Origin of the sequence: Nonomuraea sp. NPDC049158, from assembly GCF_040648335.1 — a bacterium.
In the GTDB taxonomy this organism is placed as follows: Bacteria; Actinomycetota; Actinomycetes; order Streptosporangiales; family Streptosporangiaceae; genus Nonomuraea.
This window is the reverse complement of sequence record NZ_JBEZDM010000009.1, coordinates 56862-76948: the sequence shown is the minus strand read 5'-3', so window position 1 is coordinate 76948 and position 20087 is coordinate 56862. Positions and strand designations below refer to the sequence as shown.

The following is a 20087-nucleotide window of genomic DNA, read 5'->3' as shown; positions in this document are numbered from 1 at the left end:
CCTTGTTGTGGGACGAGCAGCGGTGGCGTGACGCCTACCGGGCCGTAGCCCACCACCGCGCGGCCGGCACGCGCTGCGGTGCAGGCCGAGCAGAGCCGAGCGGTGCTGGAGCAGATGCGACCAGGCTGGCCGCTGGGTGAGGTGACCGACCCGCTCCAGTCCGGGCGGGAGGTGCATCGGGCCATCGACACCGGCTGCTTCGTCCCTTTTGGTGCGCGCGGTGGAAAACGTGCTGGACGCCCACGACGTCATCGAAGGCGAACTAGGTTCGCTGCGGCTGCTCACGCAGGACTCGAAGCTAGGGCAGTCCGGGCGGCAGTTGTCGGTGTGGGGGCGGTGTATCGGCGAGCAGTGGTCAAGCTAAGCCGTGGCGGACTGCGTACAGGGCGGCCTGGGTGCGATCCTGGACGCCGAGCTTCATCAGCACGTTGGACACGTGGATCTTGACCGTCTTCTCGGCGACCGACAGGCTCCTAGATCTTGTCTGCCTTCACCTGCGCGATGAAGTCGGCCCACACCTCGGGAGCGAACACCAGGGCTGGGCCGCTGGGGTCCTTACTGTCGCGGACGGCGACGATGCCGGGGAGGTTGGTGGCCACCTCGACGCAGTCACCACCAGTGCCGCCGCTGTGGCTGCTCTTGAACCAATGGGCGTCCGTCAGGTCCATGATCCCATCGCTTTCTCCATCAGGGCCACCGACGCGGCCTGTGGCAGTGCGCACGCCCGAAGGGCGTCGAGGTGGATCAACAGGGTCTCGATTTCGGCGAAACCGTTGACTATTTGCCCCTCGGCCGCAGTTTCCAAACAGACTATATCGGGCGACCCTCTGAAGCTCGCGATCACGAAAGCCCCGGTTAGACCGGCATGCGCGCCCACTTCAAGCGGGATGACTTGAATGGTGATTCGAGGCCACTGAACCAATTCGAGAAGGCGCTCCAACTGCTTACGCATGACTTGCGGACCGCCGACGGGACGGATCAACACGGCTTCGTCCAGGGTGGCCAAGAACATGGGCGGGTCCGGCTTGGTGAGAATTCGTTGCCGTTCCATGCGTGCGGTCACCAGATCTTCCACTTGCTCGTCAGTATCGGCCGGTCGACCTGCTCGTAGAAGCGCTCGGGCGTAGTCCTCGGTTTGCAGCAGTCCCGGGACGAGGACGGGTTGGAAGCTCCGTAGGGTCCGAGCCTCTCGTTCCAGTTCGACGAACGGCCGGAACCATACAGGGTAGACGTCTCTGCCGACCAAAGGCCATAGACGGACGAGAGCGCCATCCGTCTCCAATGCGTCATCACACTTCTCCGCGAACTCCCTCGTCGGCGCGCGCTTGGCCGTCTCGACGAGGCCGACAAGAGACGTGGAATAGGAGATCCTACGCGCGAGATCCTTCTGACTCCATTGCGCCGCCTCCCGATATTTACGGAGTTCGGCGCCCCAGTAGGCAAGAACACTCGCGTTCGCGTCCAGCTCACTCGGTGGGGGCATCGCTTCTCCTGTCCTACATGGGACTACACGAATCGTTGTGTGTCCTACCAAAGACGCGACCAAATCTGCGGAATCACCGTCGAAGGCCTTCCACTACCGAACGTAGCCGTCTCGCTACACATTTGGAAGAGCCATCCGACTGCGAACATCAACCGCGCCGAGAGGAGACGGACACCGATGATCGCTCCCGCTCTGCCGACCAGGCCACCTGCCGTACACGCCGCTGACCGGCTGAGTAACGCACTGCAACAGCACGGGATCTTCGCTGACGTTCATGATGGCTACGGCGTCGCCCTGGTGTCGGTCTGGGTTGATCTGCTGGTCTGGACGGACGGCTTCGTCTACCGCTGGTGGACGGGACAGATCTCGGGGCGGACGGGCCGACGGCTCTACACGGTCTACAACGTGGATAACCCGGCTACCGTCGCCCGTTGTGTCGTTCGTCGGTACGTGGAACTACATCAAAGCCGCTCGTTGTCGGAGCCGGTCCACGAAGGCACGTCGTGAAGTCGTCGGAAGAGTGCTTGAGCCCGCACGTGGCCATGGCCCAGCGCGGTCACACGCGGTTGGTGTGGCGGAATCCGTACCGGACGTCTGATCGCATAAGGCCGGTGAGCTGGACCTGCGCCTGCCGCGCCACGGTCTATGAGCTGTGCGAGGGCGGCGGGCAGGCGTTCATCCGGCGAACCGTTCAACTTGACCACAAGCACAAGATCCACGAGACCAGCCGATGGTCTCTCGCCGAAGCTCGGGCGATCTGGACGGCGTTGCTGTCCGGTAGAGCCCGATAGACGGGCGTGGCGGCGTGGGATCTGGAGGGACGGCGTCGCCACGCCTGCCAGGGGCCGGGGGTCGACCGAATCGCGAAATCAAGCTAACCCATGGCGGACGGCGTACAGGGCGGCCTGGGTGCGGTCCTGGACGCCGAGCTTCATCAGCACGTTGGACACGTGCGTCTTGACCGTCTTCTCGGCGACCGACAGGCTCCTGGCGATCTCCCGGTTGGAGTGGCCGGCCGCGATCAGCGCCAGCACCTCGCGCTCCCGTTCGGTCAGCGGCACCGGCCCCACCACCGACGGGGAGCCGTTGGCGTCGGCCAGCATCGCCTCCGCCGCCTCGGGGGCGAGCAGCACCTGCCCTCCATGTACGGCCCGCACCGCCTGCACGAGCGCGTTCGGATCGACATCCTTGTAGAGGAACCCGGAGGCGCCCGCCCGCATCGCGGGGCCAACGTCGGACCGGTCGCTCACCGAGGTCAGCACGATCACCCTGGGGAGCGCCCCCGAGAGCCGGCCCAGCGCGCCGAGCCCGTCGAGCACCGGCATCTTCAGATCGAGCAGCAGCACGTCGGGAACGAGTTCATCGGCCAGCTCCACGGCCTGGGCCCCGTCGGCCGCCTCGCCGACGACCGTGATGTCCTCCTGGAGGTCGAGGAAGGTCCGCAGGCCCTGCCGTACCACTGGGTGATCGTCGGCGATCAGCACCCGGATCACACACCCACCTCCACGCGGACCGTCGTCCCCTCGTCGCGGACCGAGGCGACGGTCATGACGCCGCCCACGGACTCCGCCCTGTCCCTCATCGACACCAGGCCCAGGCCGCGCGACTCGGCCTGCTCGAAGCCCTTGCCGTCGTCGCGTACGGTCAGCACCAGCTTGCCGCCCTCGTCGGCCAGCCGCACCTCGACGTGGCCGGCGTCCGCGTGCCTGAGCGCGTTGTGCAGCGCCTCCTGCGCGACCCGCAGCACGGCCACCTCCACCGCCGACTCGAGCGGTGGCAGCTCGCCGCCCTCGAAGGTGACGCTCGCGGGCTGGAGCCGGTCGAGCAGGCGTACGTGCTTGCCCAGCGTCTCCGCCAGCCCGTGCCGGTCGAGCTCGGCCGGGCGCAGCTCGACGATCACCGCCCGGAGCTCGGCCAGCGCCTCGCCCGCCAGGCGCTGCACGCGTTCGAGCTCGGCGGCGGCCTGGTCGGGGGCGTTGGGCAGCAGGACGGCGGCGGACTGCGCGGTCAGCCTGAGCGAGAACAGCTTCTGGGTGACGGCGTCGTGCAGCTCGCGGGCCATCCGGTTGCGCTCTTCGAGCATGGCCAGCTCGCGACCCCGCTCGTACAGCCTGGCGTTGGTCAGGGCGATGGCGGCGTGCGCGGCGAACAGCGTGAGCAGGTCCTGGTCCGCCTCCGTGAACCCGTCGGGCGAGCGCTTGTTGGCCAGGAAGATGATGCCGAGCACCTCCTCACCGTCGCGGATCGGAGCGCCGAGGAAGTCCTTCATCACCGGGTGCGCCTTGGGCCACCACTCGAACCTGGGGTCCTCGCGCAGGTCGGGCAGCCGCACCGGGGCCCCGTCGCGCAGCATCGCGCCGAGCATGCCATGCTGCCTGGGCAGCGGACCGATCGCGTCCCACTGCTTGTCGGTGAGGCCCTCGGCGACGAACTCGGCGAACGAGCCGTCCTCGTCCGGCACGCCGAGCGCGGCGTAGCGGGCGTCGAGCAGCCGCTGGGCCGAGCGGACGATGACCTGCAGCACCTCGCGCACCGAAAGGTGCCGGGTCACCGCGAGCACGGCGGTGCTCACCGCCTGCATGATCTCGTCCCTGTCGGAGGCCACGGCACCCACTCTATGGTCCTAGGTCCCTATGCCGGTCCTAGGTCCATATGCCCAGGCGGAGGCGGCCCTTCAGCCCGATGTACGGCCGCTTCCGCGCTCCTACCGTCGAGACATGACGAACACCGCACTGATCACCGGTGCTTCCCGCGGCCTCGGCCTGGCCCTGGCGACGACACTCGCCGGCGCCGGATGGGAGCTCCTGCTCACCGCCCGCGGCGCGGCGGACCTGGAGCGGGTCGCGACCGAGCTGGGCGCCACCGCCATCACCGGTGACGTGAGCGACCCGGCACATGTCGAGCGGCTCGCGCGCGCCGTACCCGAGCTGGACCTGCTGGTCAACAACGCGAGCGGGCTGGGCGTGACCCCGCTGCCCCCGCTGTCGGTGTACCCGAGGGATGAGTTCAGGGCCCTGCTGGAGACCAACGTGATCGCGCCCCTGGCCCTCATCCAGGCGACGCTGCCCGCGCTGCGCGCCACGCGCGGCGCGATCGTGAACATCACCTCCGACGCCGCCACCGGCGCCTACGAGGGCTGGGGCGGCTACGGCGCCTCCAAGGCCGCCCTGGAGCAGCTGTCCAACGTCCTGTCGGCCGAGGAACCCGACCTGGCCGTCTGGTGGGCCGACCCCGGCGAGATGAACACCCGCATGCTCGCCGACGCCGTCGGCGCGGAGGAGGCGGCCGGCGCGGCGGATCCCGCCAAGGTTGCCGCGGCACTGTACGACCTGGTCAGGGCCCGTCCGGCCAGCGGCCGGGTGAGCCTGCAATGACCGCCGCGCTCGACTTCGCGCTGCCGGACACCCTGTCGGCGCACGAGCCGCCCGAGGCCCGAGGGCTGACCCGCGACTCGGTACGGCTGCTGGTCTCGCGCGGCCATCTCCCGCCGGAGCACCGCCGCTTCACCGACCTGCCGGGGCTGCTCGACCCCGGCGACCTGATCGTGGTCAACAACTCGGCGACGCTGCCCGCCGCCATCAGGCTCGACCGGCTCGCCGTGCACTTCTCCACCGCGCGCGAGGACGGCACCTGGCTGGTCGAGCTGCGCCGCCGTACCTCCAAGTCCTCCGAGCCGTACGGCGGCGGCGAGCCGGGCGAGTGGCTGCCGCTGCCCGGACGGGCGACGCTGCGGCTCATCGAACGCGAGACGCCGCGCCTGTGGCGAGCCAGGCTCGACCGTGACGTGGAGGCGTACCTGCGCGATCACGGCGTGCCCATCCGCTACTCCTACGTCTCGCGCGACTGGCCGCTCGACGCCTACCAGACCGTCTTCGCCACCGTGCCGGGCAGCGCGGAGATGCCGAGCGCGGCCCGGCCGTTCACCGCCGAGCTGGTCACGGCTCTGGTGGCGCGCGGCGTCGGGATCGCGCCGATCACCCTGCACACCGGGGTCGCCTCGCCGGAGAAGGACGAGCCGCCCTACGCGGAGCGGTATGAGGTGCCCGCGGCCACGGCCCGCCTGGTCAACCTGACCACGTCGAACGGCGGCCGGGTGGTGGCCGCCGGGACCACCGTGGTGCGCGCGCTGGAGACGGCCGTCGGCGGCGACGGGCTGGTGGCCGCCTCGGCGGGCTGGACCAGGCACATCGTGACGCCAGAGGTAGGGGTCAAGGCCGTGAGCGGGCTGATCACCGGCCTGCATGAGCCCAGGTCAAGCCACCTGATGATGCTCACGGCGATCGCCGAGCGGGAGCCGCTCGCCCGCGCCTACGAGGCGGCGTTGCGGGAGGGGTACCTGTGGCACGAGTTCGGTGACACCCACTTGCTGCTGCGCCGATAGTGGCCCCTAGTGCTCGTGTGTCAGGGTACGCCCAGTAGCCTGGCTCAATGTGGACCAGCGCACCCTCCTGATCACCCTGACCGGCCCGGACCGACCGGGCGTCACCTCGAGGCTCTTCTCGGTTCTGTCGGGTTTCCCGGTCACCGTGGCCGACATCGAGCAGGTCGTCATCCGCGGGCGGCTCACGCTCGGCGTGCTCGTCGCCTACGCGGGCGGTCCGTCGACCGGCACAGGCAGCACACTCGGCGCCATGTGGACCGCCGTCGAGCGGGTCGCTGAGGACCTCGGCCTGGAGCTGGAGCTCTCCACCGGCTCCCAGACCAAGGAGCAGCGCCGGCGCGGCCGCCTGTCGGTCAGCGTGCTGGGCGCGACGCTCCAGCCCGCCGCCATCGCGGGCATCGCCGGGCGCATCGCCGCCGCCGGCGCCAACATCGACCGCATCGAACGCCTCGCCCAGTGGCCGGTCACCTGCATCGAGCTGTCGGTCTCCGGCGCCGACCCGAGCGCGCTGCGCGTCGAGCTGGCCGCCGAGGCCGCCGCCCTGCACGTCGACGTGGCCGTGCAGCGCACCGGTCTGTCGCGGCGGGCCAAGCGGCTGGTCGTCATGGACGTCGACTCGACGCTCATCCAGGGCGAGGTCATCGAGCTGCTGGCCGGCCACGCGGGCTGCCTCGAAGAGGTCGCCCGGGTCACCGAGGAGGCCATGCGCGGCGAGCTCGACTTCGCCGAGTCCCTGCGCCGCCGGGTCGCGCTGCTCGAAGGGCTGCCGGCCGAGGTGTTCGAGCAGGTGCGGCAGCAGGTCGTGCTCACCCCCGGCGCCCGTACGCTGGTCCGCACGCTCAAGCGGCTCGACTACCGCTTCGCCATCGTCAGCGGCGGCTTCACCCAGATCACCGACAGCCTCGTCGAGGATCTCGGCATCGACTACTCGGCGGCGAACGTGCTGGAGGTCGTCGACGGCAAGCTCACCGGCCGCGTCGTCGGCGAGATCGTCGACCGGCCGGGCAAGGCCCGCGCGCTGGAGCGGTTCGCCCGCGAGGCGGGGCTGCCGATCAGCCAGACGGTGGCCATCGGCGACGGGGCCAACGACCTCGACATGATCGCGGCGGCCGGGCTCGGGATCGCGTTCAACGCCAAGCCGGTCGTCCGCGAGGCGGCGGACACCGCGGTCAACACCCCCTACCTCGACTCGATCCTCTATCTGCTCGGGATCTCCAGGGACGAGGTGGAGGCGGCGGACGCCGAGGACGGCGTGCTCACCCGGTGACCTCTCCCTTGGGGTCCCAGCGGGTGATCAGCTGGGCCTCGCCCGGCCACAGGTCCACCCAGTCCGCTTCGGTACGGATGACCGCGAACGACCCCGGCCGGAACCCGTAGTCGCCCCCGGCCAGCGCGATCGCCAGCTCGTGCACACCCGGGTTGTGGCCGCACAGCACGACCGTCTCCAGCTCCGGATCGGTCAGCTTGACCAGCGCCAGCAGCTCCTCGGGGTATGCCTGGTAGACGTCACGCTCGTAGCTGACCGCCACCTCGGGGAAGGCCAGCTCGGCGGTCTGCTTCGTACGCAGGGCCGGGGAGCACAGCACCAGGTCGGGCTCCAGCCCGAGGGCCCGCACCTCGTCGCCGGCCCGCTTCGCGTCGCGCTCGCCCCGGTGCGTCAGCGGACGCTCGCTGTCCTCCAAGCCGGGGACCTGCGCGGCCTTGGCGTGGCGGAGCACGATCAACGTACGCACGGGCTCAGGCTCCTCTCGTCGCCCACACACCCAGCGCGACGATCACCGCGAGGATGGCCAGCATCGCCAGCAGAATGTAGGCCAGCGCCTTGCCGCCGCTGGACCGCTTGTCTTCCATCCGCCCAGTTTCCCACCGGGGGCAGCGGGTGCCGCATCTGACCCACGATCCTTCTTTGTTTCTTGGGACCCGCAGCCCTTGGGGGGAGGTTGCTTCTTGAGACGTGGAACGCCCGCTCCCCCAGACCTCGGAGGAGCGGGCGTCCGGATGGGGTCGCTAGGAAGCCACCGGCTGGTGCTCCCGGTTGTTGTCGTTGCTGGCCGACTCGTTGGTGACCGAGCGGCGCTTGGAGACGAGGATGGCGCCGACCACCACGCCCACCGCCACGACCGTGATCCCGATGCGCAGAGCCGGGTTGCCCGCGTACAGGACCACCGCCGGCGCCACCAGGAGCGCCACCAGGTTCATCACCTTGATCAGCGGGTTGATGGCCGGTCCGGCCGTGTCCTTGAACGGGTCGCCGACCGTGTCACCGATGATCGTGGCCTCGTGGGCCTCGGAGCCCTTGCCGCCGTGGTGCCCGTCCTCGACCAGCTTCTTGGCGTTATCCCAGGCACCGCCCGAGTTGGACAGGAAGACCGCCATGAGCGTGCCGCAGGCGATGGCCCCGGCCAGGAACGCGCCCAGCGGCGCGTACCCGAGGGCGAACCCGACCGCGATCGGTGTCATGACCGCCAGCAGGCCGGGCGTGGCCAGCTCGCGCAGCGAGTCACGGGTGCAGATGTCGACGACGCGGCCGTACTCGGGCTTCTCGGTGCCGTCCATGATGCCCGGGTGGTTGCGGAACTGGTCGCGTACCTCGAAGACCACGCGCATCGCGGCCCGCCCGACCGCGCTGATCGCCAGCCCGGAGAACAGGAACACGACCGCCGCGCCGATGACCAGGCCGACGAGCACGTTGGGCTGGTCGATGCTCAGGCTGAAGGTGGAGAACGCGCCGAGCGCCTCCTTGGCCGCCTGGCTCGCCTTGCCGAGCTCCAGCTCCACGGCCGTGCGGAACGCGCCGAACAGCGCGGTCGCCGCGAGCACCGCCGTGGCGATCGCGATGCCCTTGGTGATGGCCTTCGTCGTGTTTCCGACAGCGTCGAGGCTGGTGAGCACGCGCGCGCCCTCACCCTCGACGTCGCCGGACATCTCGGCTATGCCCTGCGCGTTGTCGGATACCGGCCCGAAGGTGTCCATCGAGACGATGACGCCGACCGTGGTCAGCAGGCCGGTGCCGGCCAGCGCCACCGCGAACAGCGCGATCGTCACGTTCCCGAAGCCCAGCAGGAACGCGCCGTAGACCGCGCCGGCGATGATCAGCGCCGAGTAGACGGCCGACTCGAGGCCGACGCTGATGCCCGCCAGGATGACGGTCGCCGGCCCGGTGGCCGAGCTCTCGCCGATCTCGCGGACCGGACGCCTGGTCGTCTCGGTGAAGTAGCCGGTCAGCAACTGGATGGCGCCGGCCAGAACCAGACCGATGATCACCGCGCCGATGGCGATGAGCCGCGGGTTGGCGGTGGACTGCACGGCCGAGCCGGTCAGGTCGCTGAAGGTGCTGGGCAGGTACCAGAACGTCGCCGCCGCGACCAGCACCGCGGAGATCCCGGCGGAGATGAAGAAGCTGCGGTTGATGGCGGCCATACCGCTGCGGTCGCCGTCGCGCATCCGGGTGACGAAGATGCCGATGATCGCGGTGAGCACGCCGATCATGGGCACGATCAGCGGGAAGATCAGTCCCTGCTCGCCGAAGGCCACCTTGCCCAGGATGAGGCTGGCGACCAGCATGACCGCGTACGACTCGAACAGGTCGGCGGCCATACCCGCGCAGTCGCCGACGTTGTCGCCCACGTTGTCGGCGATCGTCGCCGCGTTACGCGGATCGTCCTCCGGGATGCCCTGTTCGACCTTGCCGACCAGGTCGGCGCCCACGTCGGCGGCCTTGGTGAAGATGCCGCCGCCGACTCGCATGAACATCGCCAGCAGCGCCGCCCCGAAGCCGAAGCCTTCGAGGACGCCCGGCGCGTCACCCTGATAGACGAAGACGACGATGGCCGCACCGAACAGGCCGAGGCCCACGGTGAACATGCCGGCCACGCCGCCCGTACGGAAGGCGATGCGCATGGCGCGCTTCTCGCCCGCGTCACGGGCGGCCGCCGCGACGCGTACGTTTCCGCGTACGGCCAGCCACATGCCCATGAAGCCGGTCAGCGCGGAGAAGACCGCCCCGACCACGAAGAAGATCGAGCGGCCGATGCGCACATCGGCGGTCTCAGCCGGTAGCAGGAGTAGTAGGAAAGGGATCACGACGACGAAGACCGCCAACGTGCGGAACTGCCGCGCGAGATAGGCGGCGGCTCCCTCTTGTACGGCACGGGCGATGTCCTGCATGCGCTCCGTGCCGGGGTCGGCGGACAGCACCTCACGCACCAGGCCGCCGGCGACGGCTAGGGCGATCAGTGCGACCGCGGCGACCACGATCACGATAGTGAGATTGTTACCGCTCAGGGCCAGATTGGACGCTGGCTCCACCGCCAGCATGTGCCTAAACATCGTTCTCCTCGGCAAGACCGGTCGTCCTGCCCGGGCGGTGCGCAAAGATCGGCGGGCTGGTGCGGCACCATCCGGGTTATGGGTGCCGCTTCCGGTTGAGTCCGCAGTTTCGCCGGATCACCTTGGCCGGTGCCGGGAGTCTACGCACGGGCTGCGCGGATATGAAGGCTCTGCCGGTCGCTATTTGGCCACGCGTCCAGTAATCCCCCAGTAATCCCCAGCCAGCAAGGCGATTTGCCATCTGACAACCGATATTTCCCCGGGTTTACGGCCATGACAAGGTGCCCGAAACGGCACGCCCGAAACATGAGTTTGGGGCACGCCAGAGGGATGACACGCTGTGCGTCACCTGGGAGCCGCCCCGGGGTCCAGCGGCCGGAATGGCATGCCGGAGCCGGGCCGTGGATGCCCACGACCCGGCCGGTCACTCGGAAGAGACGGCGACGGCCCTATGGCTGTTGGCTTGTGGAAGCCATGGGTGCCGTGCCTCGTGTCGGCGCCCAGCCCCGTATCACCAGAGGAGCGTATCCCTGGACAGGGCCTAGCCACGGTCGGCGGGCGGGGCCCACCGTGCCGTGCCGTAAAAGAGAGATTGTCGTTATATCGGCGCGTGGCCGTTGGTGGCGGCGGGCCAGCTCATGCGGATGCGCATCCCCTTGGGACTGGGGAACACCTCCACGTCGTCGGCCAGCCCCGCGATCACCGCGATGCCGAACCCCGACATGAACGAGTCAGAGAGCATGCTCAAATCGAGAGGTTGCTCCTGCTTGATCTCGTCACTGGGGGCCTGATCGCTGACCGTGACCTCGAACCGTCCCGAGTCGTCCTTCAACTCGATGCGGATGGGCTCTCCCGGGCAGTGCGCGCGATGCGCCTCGACCGCCCGGGAGCAGGCCTCACCGACGGCGAGCCTGACCTCGTCCAGCAGTGACTCCTCCACGCCGGTGCGCCGGGCGATCGCCGTCGCGACCAACCGGGCGGTCCGCACATGCGCGGGGAGGGCGCTGAACGTCAGCTCGACGGTAGCCATGACTACTTGTCTTTGCCGTGAGCTTCCTTGGCCTCGTCGACCGAAGCGTAGATCCCGAAGACCTTGGTCAGTCCGGTGATCCGGAAGATCTTGAGGATGCGCTCCTGCGTGCACACCAGCTCGAGCGAACCGTCGTGCGCCCGAACCCGCTTGAGCCCCCCGACCAGGACACCGAGGCCCGTCGAGTCGAGGAAGTCGACCTTCTCCATGTTCACGAGAAGGTGGAAGTTGCCCTTGTTCACCAGGTCGATGAGGAGCTCACGCAATCTCGGCGCCGTGTAGACATCGATCTCACCCTCAACCTCGACGATGGTGAGTCGGTCCTCGTTGTGGTGATCCAACTTCAGATCCACAGATCCTCCAGCGCCTCGCCTGCGAAAGTACCCTTGCGGGCCTGGCAGTCTGGAACGGGGCTCCAGACCGTCTGACCCTGACGCGCGGCATTCAACCACGCGTCTGGCTTGTGTCTATACGAAATCACGATTCCCGGCGACTTTGCCCACGGATGCAGACTGGAAACAGTGACTTCCTCCGCTTCCTCCCCACACCGGCCAGGTCCACTCCTCGGTCACCTGCTCGGTGTTCCCGCACGTCATGAGCGCGTCACTCATGTGGAGCATGTTCCAGCACGTCAGGCGGGTCAAGTGAGTTGGCCGAAATGGGCGCCGGAACTCTTGGTTACGCGCTTGGCGAACCGCGGAATCCCGGGATTGTGGCCACACCAGTACGAAGCGGCTGACCTGGCCCATCGTGGCCGAAATGTGATCATTTCCACCGGAACGGCGTCCGGGAAGTCGCTCGCGTACCTCACTCCGGCCGTCGCGTCCTGCCTCGACGGCGGCACGGTCCTTTACCTCACGCCTACCAAAGCCCTGGCCGCCGACCAGCTCCGCGGCCTCCGCGAACTCCGCATCACCCAGCTCCGCGCGGCCTGCTTCGACGGCGACACTCCGTTCGAGGAACGTACGTGGGTCCGGCAGCACGCCAACTACGTACTGACAAATCCCGACATGCTGCATCGCAGCCTCCTCCCCCGGCACGCCCAGTGGTCGTCGTTCTTCCGGCGGCTGCGGATGGTCGTGGTGGACGAGTGCCACGGCTACCGCGGGGTGTTCGGCTCGCACGTGGCCCAGATCCTGCGCCGCCTGCGCCGCGTCTGTGCCCGCTACGGCTCGCAGCCCGTCTTCCTGCTGGCCTCAGCGACGGCCAGCGAGCCGGGAGCGTTCGCGATGCGGCTGACGGGGCTTGAGATGGCCGAGGTGACGTCGGACGAGTCTCCCAAGGGTGCGACGACCATCGCGCTCTGGGAGCCGCCCCTGACCGAACTACGGGGCGAGAGAGGCGCTCCGGTGCGCCGCACGGCCACCGCCGAGGCCGCGGACCTCCTGACGGACCTCGTCCTGGCGAACGTCCGCACACTCGCCTTCGTCCGCTCCCGGCGCGGCGCCGAAACAGTCGCCCTGACCGCCCGCGCCAAACTCGCCGACGTCGCCTTCTCCCTGGCCGGAACCCCGGGGCCGCTAGCGGGTGACGGCTCATCGAGTACGGCCTCCGGCCCCGCGGCTGGTACTCCCGGCGCGCTCTCCCTGTCTGGTGGCCACGCCATCCCCCCAACGCTCCCAAACCACGACATCTCTCCGCCCTCCTCTGCCCCTCACCCCGCGTCTCCCGACCGCGACACCCCCATGTCACCCCTGGACCCCAGCATTTCCCCGCCACCCCTCACCCAGGGGGCTCACCCAGCATTGCCCTCCCCCGAGCAGGAGGCTGACCAGAGCGCGCTGTCCTGGGGGGTGCCCGACTCCGCCGACTGGGCCGACCTTCCAGACCGGATCGCCGCCTATCGGGCCGGATACCTCGCCGAAGACCGCAGGCTCCTGGAGAAGGCCCTCCGCTCCGGCTCCATCATGGGCCTGGCCACCACGAACGCCCTCGAACTCGGCGTGGACGTCTCCGGCCTGGACGCCGTCCTGATCGCCGGCTGGCCGGGCACCCGCGCCTCCCTCTGGCAGCAGGCGGGCCGAGCCGGCCGCGACGGCCAGGAGGCGCTCGCCGTACTCATCGCAAGGGACGACCCCCTCGACACCTACCTCGTACACCACCCCCAGGCCCTTTTCGGTCAGCCCGTAGAGGCGATCGTGCTCGACCCGGACAACCCGTACGTCCTCGGCCCCCACCTCTGCGCCGCCGCCGCGGAGATCCCGCTGACCGACGCCGACCTGCCCGTCTTCGGCCCCGCCACCCCGAACGTCCTCGACGACCTGGTCACCCAGGGCCTGCTCAGGAAGCGCCCCGCCGGCTGGTTCTGGACCAAGCGCGAACGTGCCACCGACCTGGCCGATATCAGGGGCGGCGGAGGAGCGCCCATCCAGGTCGTGGAGTCCGCGACCGGCCGCCTCCTCGGCAGCGTGGACGAGCCGTCCGCCCACACCACCGTCCACACCGGCGCCGTCTACCTGCACCAGGGCGAGACGTACCTGGTGGAGCTCCTCGACCTCGAAGCCGGGGTCGCCCTGGTAGGCGGTCCGGAGCCCGACTACACGACGTTCGCGCGCGACGTGACGGAGATCTCGGTGCTCGCCTCCCTGCGTTCGCACGACCTCGGCCCCGGCAGCCTCCACTTCGGTGAGGTGGAGGTGACCAGGCAGGTGGTCTCGTACCTGAAGCGCCGCCTCCAGTCCGGCGAGATGCTCGGCGACGAGCCCCTGGACCTCCCGCCGCGCACCCTCCGCACCCGCGCGGTCTGGTGGACGCTCCCCGCCTCAGAAGTCGCCACTCTGGCCGAGGAGGGCTTCGACCTGGGCGGCGCCGCCCACGCCGCCGAACACGCCGCCATCGGCCTGCTTCCCCTGTTCGCCACCTGCGACCGCTGGGACATCGGTGGCGTGTCCACGGAACTCCACGCGGATACGGGCCTGCTGACGGTGTTCGTGTACGACGGGCACGAGGGAGGCGCCGGATTCGCCGAACGCGGCTACGCCCGCGCCACCGACTGGCTCACAGCCACCCGCGAGGCCATCGCCTCCTGCGAGTGCGAACGCGGCTGCCCATCCTGCATCCAGTCCCCCAAATGCGGCAACGGCAACGAGCCCCTGGACAAACGCGGCGCCATCCACCTTTTGGACACCTTGCTACGCTCCACCCCCACCGCAAGCTAGTCGGGTGCCGACGAACGTTCGCCAGGCGTTCCGTGCCCCCTCTCCCAAGGGGGCATCCCCCGCAGAAACCCCCGCCAGGACGAACCATCAGAGGGATCGGACCAAACCCGGGCCCCTGGTGGTCACCCCCGCATGGTGGTCACTGCGCTAGGCAGCGCGGGACCGCCCGAACCGCAATACGCCCAGGCGAGACCACCCACTGACCGACCCCTCCGAGGTCCCTGGCGGGTAGGTCGAGGCGAGACCACCCACTGACCGCATTCCTTCAGGGTTTCTGGGCGGGCTAGCGCGCCCAGGCCCACTCATAGAACGCGACAATGCGCGCGCTCACTCGATGCGCAGCCCCCGCAGGATCCGAGACAAGGCGGCCCACACGTCGTCCAAGTCGCCGGGATCTCCGGAGCTGACCAGCCACAGGGCGGCCTCGTTCATCGCCCCCGACAGCAGGTGAGTCAGCGGGGCAACCGGCTGTCGGGCGATGATCCCTGCCTCGATGAGGCCGGACAGCGCCTCGGCCAGATGGCGGGCGGAGGCGGCCTCGTCCAGCGCGCGCCACTCGCTCCAGCCCAGGACGGAGGGTCCGTCGATGAGCATGATCTGCTGGATGTCCGGATCGGTGCAGGCTGCGAGGAACGCCCGGCACCCGGCCACCAGTTGCTCCCAGGGGTCGTCCTGGGCCTCGGCGGTCGCGGCCACCGTCTCGGCCACTTCCCCCTGTACCTGCTCCAGGACCGTACGGAACAGGTCGGCCTTGCTCTCGAAGTGGTGGTACAGCGCACCCTTGGTGACCCCGGCAGCGGCCACGATCTGCGACAGGCCCACCGCCCCGTAGCCCCGGCTCGCGAACAACAGCCTGCTCTCGCGTACCAGAATCCGCCTGGTCTGCTCGCGCTGCTCGATCCTGCTGCCCTGGTGCATCGCGGCCACCCCTGTTGACGTACCGATGGTATGCCAATAGCGTAGCTTGACATACCATCGGTATGCGAAGGAGCTTTCCGTGACGCTGACCAGCTTCTATCCGGTCCTCTGCACCTCCCTGCTGCGGGAGTCCCGGGACTTCTATGTCGGGTGGTTCGGGTTCGAGGCGACGTTCGAGGCGGACTGGTACGTGAGTCTGCGCCGACCGGGAACCCCGCCGTACGAGCTGGCCCTTCTCGACCACCGCCATCCGACGCTGCCCGAGGGCCACCGCGCGCACGTTCAGGGGCTGCTGCTCAACTTCGAGGTCGAGAACGTGGATGCGGAGTGGGAACGGCTAGTGGTACGGGGAGGTCTGCCGGCCGTGCTCGAACTGCGCAGTGAGGACTTCGGGCAGCGGCACTTCATCGTGGCCGACCCCAACGGAGTGCTCATCGACGTCATCACACCCATCGTTCCCACCGCCGAGTACGCCGGCCAGTACCAGACTCAGGACTCACGAAGATCTGCAACCCTTTGACGCACAACAGAGCCCGTCCGGCCTCAGCTCAATAACGGCTTGCTCGCTGTGCCAGATGACCTCACCCGCCACATCAGCGCCCAGGTCAAGCAGCTCAAAGTCCGACGGCATGCCGATGATCTCGGCAAGACCAATCGCATCCGGAAGACCGATCGCATCAGGCACGCCCTCGACGCGAAGGAACACGCCGAAGAGCTAGCGCTTGCCGAGGCAAGCGCTCCCCCAGGCCGATTCCTTCGGCGGTCTTGGTGGGTTGGTCGTGGGCTAGCTATCGCCGCCGCGATGGCGGTGGCCCGCGAAGGCGTTCTCGTCGTCGTCAGCCGCCCAGAAGTCACCTGCTCCGGGCTGCGGGCGCTCCCAGAAGCCGCTGTCCTCCATCGCCCTGGGAGCGGGCGGCAGGTAGTCGTCCCAACGCTCCTCGATGCGTACAGCGGGCGGCGTAGCGGCGACGGCCGACTCGGACACCTCGATCACGGCCGAACTGGGCAGCGCGATCCGTACGGGCTCCTGACGGGCCGCCCGACCATCCAGCTCAACACGCATCCGACCGGGCTGGTCGAGAGGCTCCCGATCACCCTGAGCCGCTCCCCTCCAGCCGTCCTGATCGACGGACACCCGGTCATATCGACCGGCGCCCGTCCAGCCATCCCGATCCCCGGGCGCCCACGAAGCCTGCTCAGCACCCGCTCCCGCCTGGCCATCCCGACCGCCAGACGCCCAGGAAACCTGCTCCGCACGCGCCTCCGCCTGGCCATCCCGACCGCCGGACACCCAGGAAACCTGCTCAACACCCGTCCGACCATCCTGATCGCCGGGCGCCCAATCATCCGGATCAGCAGGCCGCATGTCGGCGTCGCTGAGGTGCAGCGGGAGGGCGGCGCGTACCTGCGCACGAGCCTGCCCCGGCATTGGCCCGTAACCCCGACCGGCATTCGGCCCCTCTGCGTAACGCCGTGCTGCGGACGGCGTGGCCAGCAGGTCAGACGCTGTCGAGTTGAAGCGATCGGACGACATCGCATCGACCTGTTCACGCCCACCCGAACCAAGCCCATCGGACCCGCTCGGACCGGACCGATCAGACACCTCCAGACCAGACCGGTCAGACACCCCGGGACCAGACCGGTCGGACGCCCCCAGACCAAACCGATCGGACATCCCGAGACCGGAAACCCCCAGAGTGGACCCTCCCAGGGTGGACGCTTCCAGGCCAGGTGCTCCCGGACCGGGTTGGTCGGACACCCCCGAATTGGCTCGGTCGGACGCCGCCGAGCCAGGGTGTTCGAGTGACTGCATGTGGGATTCCAGTGCCCGCATGCGGGACCGTGCGGGCGTCTGCGCGCCGGAGCGTCCTGGTGGCGTACGCGAGGCTTCAGGAGCCTGGGCGCCGGCACCAAGCCGCTCTGACGCGCGCGAACGCTCAGCCGACAGAACGCCGGACCGCTCCGACGCGCGGGACTGTTCAGGGGGCTGCGTACGAGGATGCTCACCGGCCGGTCGAACCTTGGCGACTGCCAGCACCACGGCAGGGCGTCGGGGTGCCGAAGCGGTGGGCGGGATGCTATCCGTACTGTGTTGAGCAGTAATGCCGGGACTTGGCGAAGCCGCAGCCGAGTGCGGCACCGAACCTCCAGCACCAGCGGCGGCGAGAGATCGGCGACGCGCCCACGCGCCTCCGTGCGCGGCCAGCAGCAGCAAGACGAGCCCGCCTGCGACGTACAGGCCGTACTGGCCGATTCCTCCGGCGGCCGACTCCGAGGACTGGGCCTTCACCTTGGAATCGATGGCAGCGGAGTCAGCGTCGCCTGTGGTGCCGTTCGGGGTGAGGCCGTCGGTCTTGCCCGAATCCCCGGTCGTGTCGGCGGTCGGAATCGGGAGATTGCCCTTGGGGTCGGTGTCGGGCATGGCGGGGAGTTTGTCGGTCTTCTTCGTCGTGGTCGCCCTGCGCGTGGGCGCGACCGTGGACTGCGCATGCTTCTTGGCGGGCAGCGTAGGCAGGGTCTCGACGCCCTTCTTGGTGCTCGGCGTCTCCTGTTTTGTGGCGGTCTTCTTCGGCTGAGCGGCCGGGAGTGCGGGGATGGTCACGTACGCGGCGCCGGAATTGCCGGACTCGATCGACCCTCCGTCGCCGTCACCCCTGAACGCCTTCACGGTGAAGCCCACTCGCTGCCCGGCCGCCTTGGTCGGTACGGCGAGCACGGCCTTGCACGATGATCCGGAGCAGGCGCTGTCGGCGGGCAGCCTGCCCACGATGCCGGACTGGCTGGTAGCCACCTCATACGACTGGAGATCCGGCTCCGAACCCTTGCTCCAGGTCACCACGATCTTCTCGGTCCCCTGCAAGGCTGCGGCGACGTTGTCCGGCGCGGCAGCGGGGCGCCTCAGCTTGAAGGTGCTCGTCGCGTAGGTGCTGCCGGTGATCTCACCCTTGAGGATCACGCTGAAGGTCCCGTTGGGTGCACTGCCCGCGTCGAACGTCCCGGAAATCGTCTGGTTGGCACCTCCACCGGCGACTTTCTGCCTGGTGGTCGAGGGGCCCTCCACGTACACGCCCATGTTGAGCTGCATCAACCCGGTATGCGCAGAGATCGGCACGGATCCGCTCGTGACCACCTGACCGTCGGACGGAGACGTGATCTCCCCGGGGGCCGCACCTTGCCGCGTCAGCACGGCCGCCTGAGCGGACCCACCGAGCACGATGGTTCCCGCCACGACCGCCGTCGCGACTATCGCTCTGCCAACCGTCACGGCGCTTCCCTCCATAGAGAGCCTCGCGCCGCCTGACCACCCTGGGGCACTCACGCGACGACCGGAATGCAGTCCGCTTGGCCGATGTCGATCACCGACCGCCCCTGAACCCGCACCCTAGCGGCTCAGGTCCGGGCTATCCCAGACTCCGAACCCAGACGGCATGGACTCACGAGTAAGCGGCACCTTATGTGAGCTATCTAACTCTTGGACACTCTGTCTAAGAAGTCGTAATTCGATTGCGACCTAGCCCCGACAGCCCCACAAGCCACATTGTTCGTAGAAGTGAAAAACGCCTCTGCTTTCACGAACATTGCGCTAAATACCGGTCCGCCCGGCCCTTTGCCCTGAGCATGGGGACGCCCTCAGCCTGGGACCGGCATCCACTCCCCGCCCAGAACGATGGGCCATCTTGAAACCGAGGCCCACAGCCCGCAGTCTCACAGCGCAGGCCCGGGCCGGGGAGGCGACAACCCAGAACTGGGGCCTGGGGCCTGGGGCCAGGATCAAGCCCCAGAACCGGGCTCGATATCCAGGACCCGAGACCAAGACCCGGGGTCCGGAACCGAGACCGAGGTCCGGGGCCAGGGCCAGGGCCAGGGCCGGAAGCACACTCACGCCTCCGCCCACCTCAGCGCCGCTTTAAGTAACTGGCCCTCAGCGCCGCTCCCAGTGCCGCCCTTGGTACCGCTCAGTGCCGTCTTCAGTACCAGCGTGTCGTCAGGCCGGTCGATCGATCTACACTCCGCATCGTGACTGCTGAATCCCAGCGTGGTGGCTCCTTCTACGACTCGCCCAAGATCTTCCATAGGTATCGCGACCATCGTCACAGTGGGGCAATGAGCCCAAACCACGTCATGGAGGAGCCAGCGCTACTGGATGTTCTTGGCACGGTCACCGGTCTGCGGGTTTTGGATCTCGGCTGCGGGGATGCGGCCATCGGGCGGACCCTGCTGGACGCCGGCTGCCGTAGCTACCTGGGCCTGGATGGCTCGGCGGCCATGGTGGAGGCGGCCAGCGCGACCCTTCGAGGCACCTCTGGGCGGGTTGAGCGGGCGGACATGGAGGACTTTGCCGCTCCTCCTTCATCATTTGATCTGATCATTTCTCGTCTGGCTCTGCACTACGTCGAGGATCTAGCGGCGGTGCTGACGGCTTGCCAGGCATGCCTTTCGCCTGGTGGGCGGATCATTCTTTCGGTGGTTCATCCCGTTCTCAGCTCATACGACGCCGGGACGGGAGAGCCACGCACGAACTGGATCGTCGATGACTACTTCCTCAAGGGGCCACGGCGGCGGAACTGGTTGGGCGGCAGTGTCATCTGGTTTCACCGGACTGTTGAGGACTACGTAGATGCTCTGATGAACGCCGGGTTTGCACTGTCGGCTCTGCGTGAGTGCGCCCCTCAGGAAGAGCGGTTCGATGGCGACTTGGCCGAATTGGCGCGCCGCCGCCGTGTGCCGCTCTTCCTGCTGCTCAGTGGCACGAGGATCTGACCGGCCAGGAGGAACGGCCAGGCAAGG

Annotated in this window: 18 protein-coding genes and 1 pseudogene; 7 read left to right on the top strand and 12 right to left on the bottom strand. The window is 68.6% G+C overall.

Features of this window, described 5'->3' with window-relative positions:
- Positions 1–355: 355 nt before the first annotated feature.
- From AB0B61_RS20945 to AB0B61_RS20935, 3 genes and pseudogenes are all read right to left on the bottom strand, one after another.
- Positions 356–478 (bottom strand): annotated as a pseudogene (locus AB0B61_RS20945) (LuxR C-terminal-related transcriptional regulator); the annotation flags it as partial.
- A complete protein-coding gene (locus tag AB0B61_RS20940; protein ID WP_358434105.1) occupies positions 474–668 on the bottom strand; it encodes a DUF397 domain-containing protein in 195 nt (64 codons plus the stop codon). The pseudogene AB0B61_RS20945 and the gene AB0B61_RS20940, both read right to left, overlap by 5 nt.
- Positions 659–1483, bottom strand: a complete 825-nt coding sequence (locus AB0B61_RS20935) for a helix-turn-helix transcriptional regulator (protein WP_358434102.1) — start codon at positions 1481–1483, stop codon at positions 659–661. The genes AB0B61_RS20940 and AB0B61_RS20935 overlap by 10 nt, the downstream gene beginning before the upstream one ends.
- Positions 1484–1660: 177 nt before the next feature.
- On the opposite strand from AB0B61_RS20935, the gene AB0B61_RS20930 reads away from it, so the two are divergent.
- On the top strand, positions 1661–1990 hold the full coding sequence (locus AB0B61_RS20930; protein ID WP_358434099.1) for a hypothetical protein: 330 nt from the start codon (positions 1661–1663) through the stop codon (positions 1988–1990).
- Positions 1991–2352: 362 nt separating this feature from the next.
- Here AB0B61_RS20930 and AB0B61_RS20925 read toward each other — a convergent pair whose 3' ends face one another.
- Together AB0B61_RS20925 and AB0B61_RS20920 are read right to left on the bottom strand one after the other, a co-directional pair.
- Entirely contained in the window at positions 2353–2976 is a 624-nt protein-coding gene (locus tag AB0B61_RS20925) for a response regulator transcription factor (protein WP_358434097.1), read from the bottom strand.
- Positions 2973–4088: a GAF domain-containing sensor histidine kinase gene (locus tag AB0B61_RS20920; RefSeq protein WP_358434095.1), complete on the bottom strand. Its 1116-nt coding sequence runs from the start codon at positions 4086–4088 to the stop codon at positions 2973–2975. Before AB0B61_RS20920 ends, AB0B61_RS20925 begins: the two co-directional genes overlap by 4 nt.
- Positions 4089–4200: 112 nt before the next feature.
- Between AB0B61_RS20920 and AB0B61_RS20915 the strand changes: the two genes are divergently transcribed.
- Genes AB0B61_RS20915 through serB form a run of 3 tightly spaced genes read left to right on the top strand, consistent with a single transcriptional unit; the run spans position 4201 to position 7131 of the window.
- A complete protein-coding gene (locus AB0B61_RS20915) occupies positions 4201–4857 on the top strand; it encodes an SDR family oxidoreductase (RefSeq protein ID WP_358434092.1) in 657 nt (218 codons plus the stop codon).
- Positions 4854–5864 (top strand): S-adenosylmethionine:tRNA ribosyltransferase-isomerase, encoded by a 1011-nt coding sequence (locus tag AB0B61_RS20910; protein ID WP_358434090.1) that lies wholly within the window; start codon positions 4854–4856, stop codon positions 5862–5864. Before AB0B61_RS20915 ends, AB0B61_RS20910 begins: the two co-directional genes overlap by 4 nt.
- Positions 5865–5913: 49 nt before the next feature.
- Positions 5914–7131: a phosphoserine phosphatase SerB gene (gene serB, locus AB0B61_RS20905; RefSeq protein ID WP_357954532.1), complete on the top strand. Its 1218-nt coding sequence runs from the start codon at positions 5914–5916 to the stop codon at positions 7129–7131.
- Here serB and AB0B61_RS20900 read toward each other — a convergent pair.
- From AB0B61_RS20900 to AB0B61_RS20885, 4 genes are all read right to left on the bottom strand, one after another.
- Positions 7121–7597 carry a histidine phosphatase family protein gene (locus AB0B61_RS20900; protein WP_358434087.1) on the bottom strand — a complete coding sequence of 159 codons (477 nt, stop codon included), beginning with the start codon at positions 7595–7597 and terminating at the stop codon, positions 7121–7123. The genes serB and AB0B61_RS20900 overlap by 11 nt on opposite strands.
- Positions 7598–7871: 274 nt before the next feature.
- Positions 7872–10181 carry a sodium-translocating pyrophosphatase gene (locus AB0B61_RS20895; protein WP_358434777.1) on the bottom strand — a complete coding sequence of 770 codons (2310 nt, stop codon included), beginning with the start codon at positions 10179–10181 and terminating at the stop codon, positions 7872–7874.
- 610 nt (positions 10182–10791) lie between these two features.
- Positions 10792–11223, bottom strand: a complete 432-nt coding sequence (locus AB0B61_RS20890) for an ATP-binding protein (RefSeq protein ID WP_358434084.1) — start codon at positions 11221–11223, stop codon at positions 10792–10794.
- A gap of 2 nt (positions 11224–11225) precedes the next feature.
- On the bottom strand, positions 11226–11576 hold the full coding sequence (locus AB0B61_RS20885; protein WP_020542579.1) for an STAS domain-containing protein: 351 nt from the start codon (positions 11574–11576) through the stop codon (positions 11226–11228).
- A 408-nt stretch (positions 11577–11984) separates the two neighbouring features.
- Between AB0B61_RS20885 and AB0B61_RS20880 the strand changes: the two genes are divergently transcribed.
- Complete coding sequence (locus AB0B61_RS20880) at positions 11985–14381, top strand: DEAD/DEAH box helicase (RefSeq protein WP_358434081.1); 2397 nt, start codon at positions 11985–11987, stop codon at positions 14379–14381.
- Between the two features lie 327 nt (positions 14382–14708).
- Here the strand turns inward: AB0B61_RS20880 and AB0B61_RS20875 are convergent, their stop codons facing one another.
- Positions 14709–15299 (bottom strand): TetR/AcrR family transcriptional regulator, encoded by a 591-nt coding sequence (locus AB0B61_RS20875; protein WP_358434774.1) that lies wholly within the window; start codon positions 15297–15299, stop codon positions 14709–14711.
- A 79-nt stretch (positions 15300–15378) separates the two neighbouring features.
- Between AB0B61_RS20875 and AB0B61_RS20870 the strand changes: the two genes are divergently transcribed.
- Positions 15379–15819: a VOC family protein gene (locus tag AB0B61_RS20870; protein WP_358434078.1), complete on the top strand. Its 441-nt coding sequence runs from the start codon at positions 15379–15381 to the stop codon at positions 15817–15819.
- Here AB0B61_RS20870 and AB0B61_RS20865 read toward each other — a convergent pair.
- Positions 15796–16005 carry a hypothetical protein gene (locus AB0B61_RS20865; protein ID WP_358434075.1) on the bottom strand — a complete coding sequence of 70 codons (210 nt, stop codon included), beginning with the start codon at positions 16003–16005 and terminating at the stop codon, positions 15796–15798. The two genes, AB0B61_RS20870 and AB0B61_RS20865, sit on opposite strands and share 24 nt — an antisense overlap.
- 78 nt (positions 16006–16083) lie before the next feature.
- Positions 16084–18564 carry a hypothetical protein gene (locus AB0B61_RS20860; protein WP_358434072.1) on the bottom strand — a complete coding sequence of 827 codons (2481 nt, stop codon included), beginning with the start codon at positions 18562–18564 and terminating at the stop codon, positions 16084–16086.
- A 752-nt stretch (positions 18565–19316) separates the two neighbouring features.
- On the opposite strand from AB0B61_RS20860, the gene AB0B61_RS20855 reads away from it, so the two are divergent.
- Positions 19317–20060, top strand: coding sequence for a class I SAM-dependent methyltransferase (locus tag AB0B61_RS20855; RefSeq protein ID WP_358434069.1), 744 nt, complete (start codon positions 19317–19319; stop codon positions 20058–20060).
- Positions 20061–20087 lie beyond the last annotated feature (27 nt).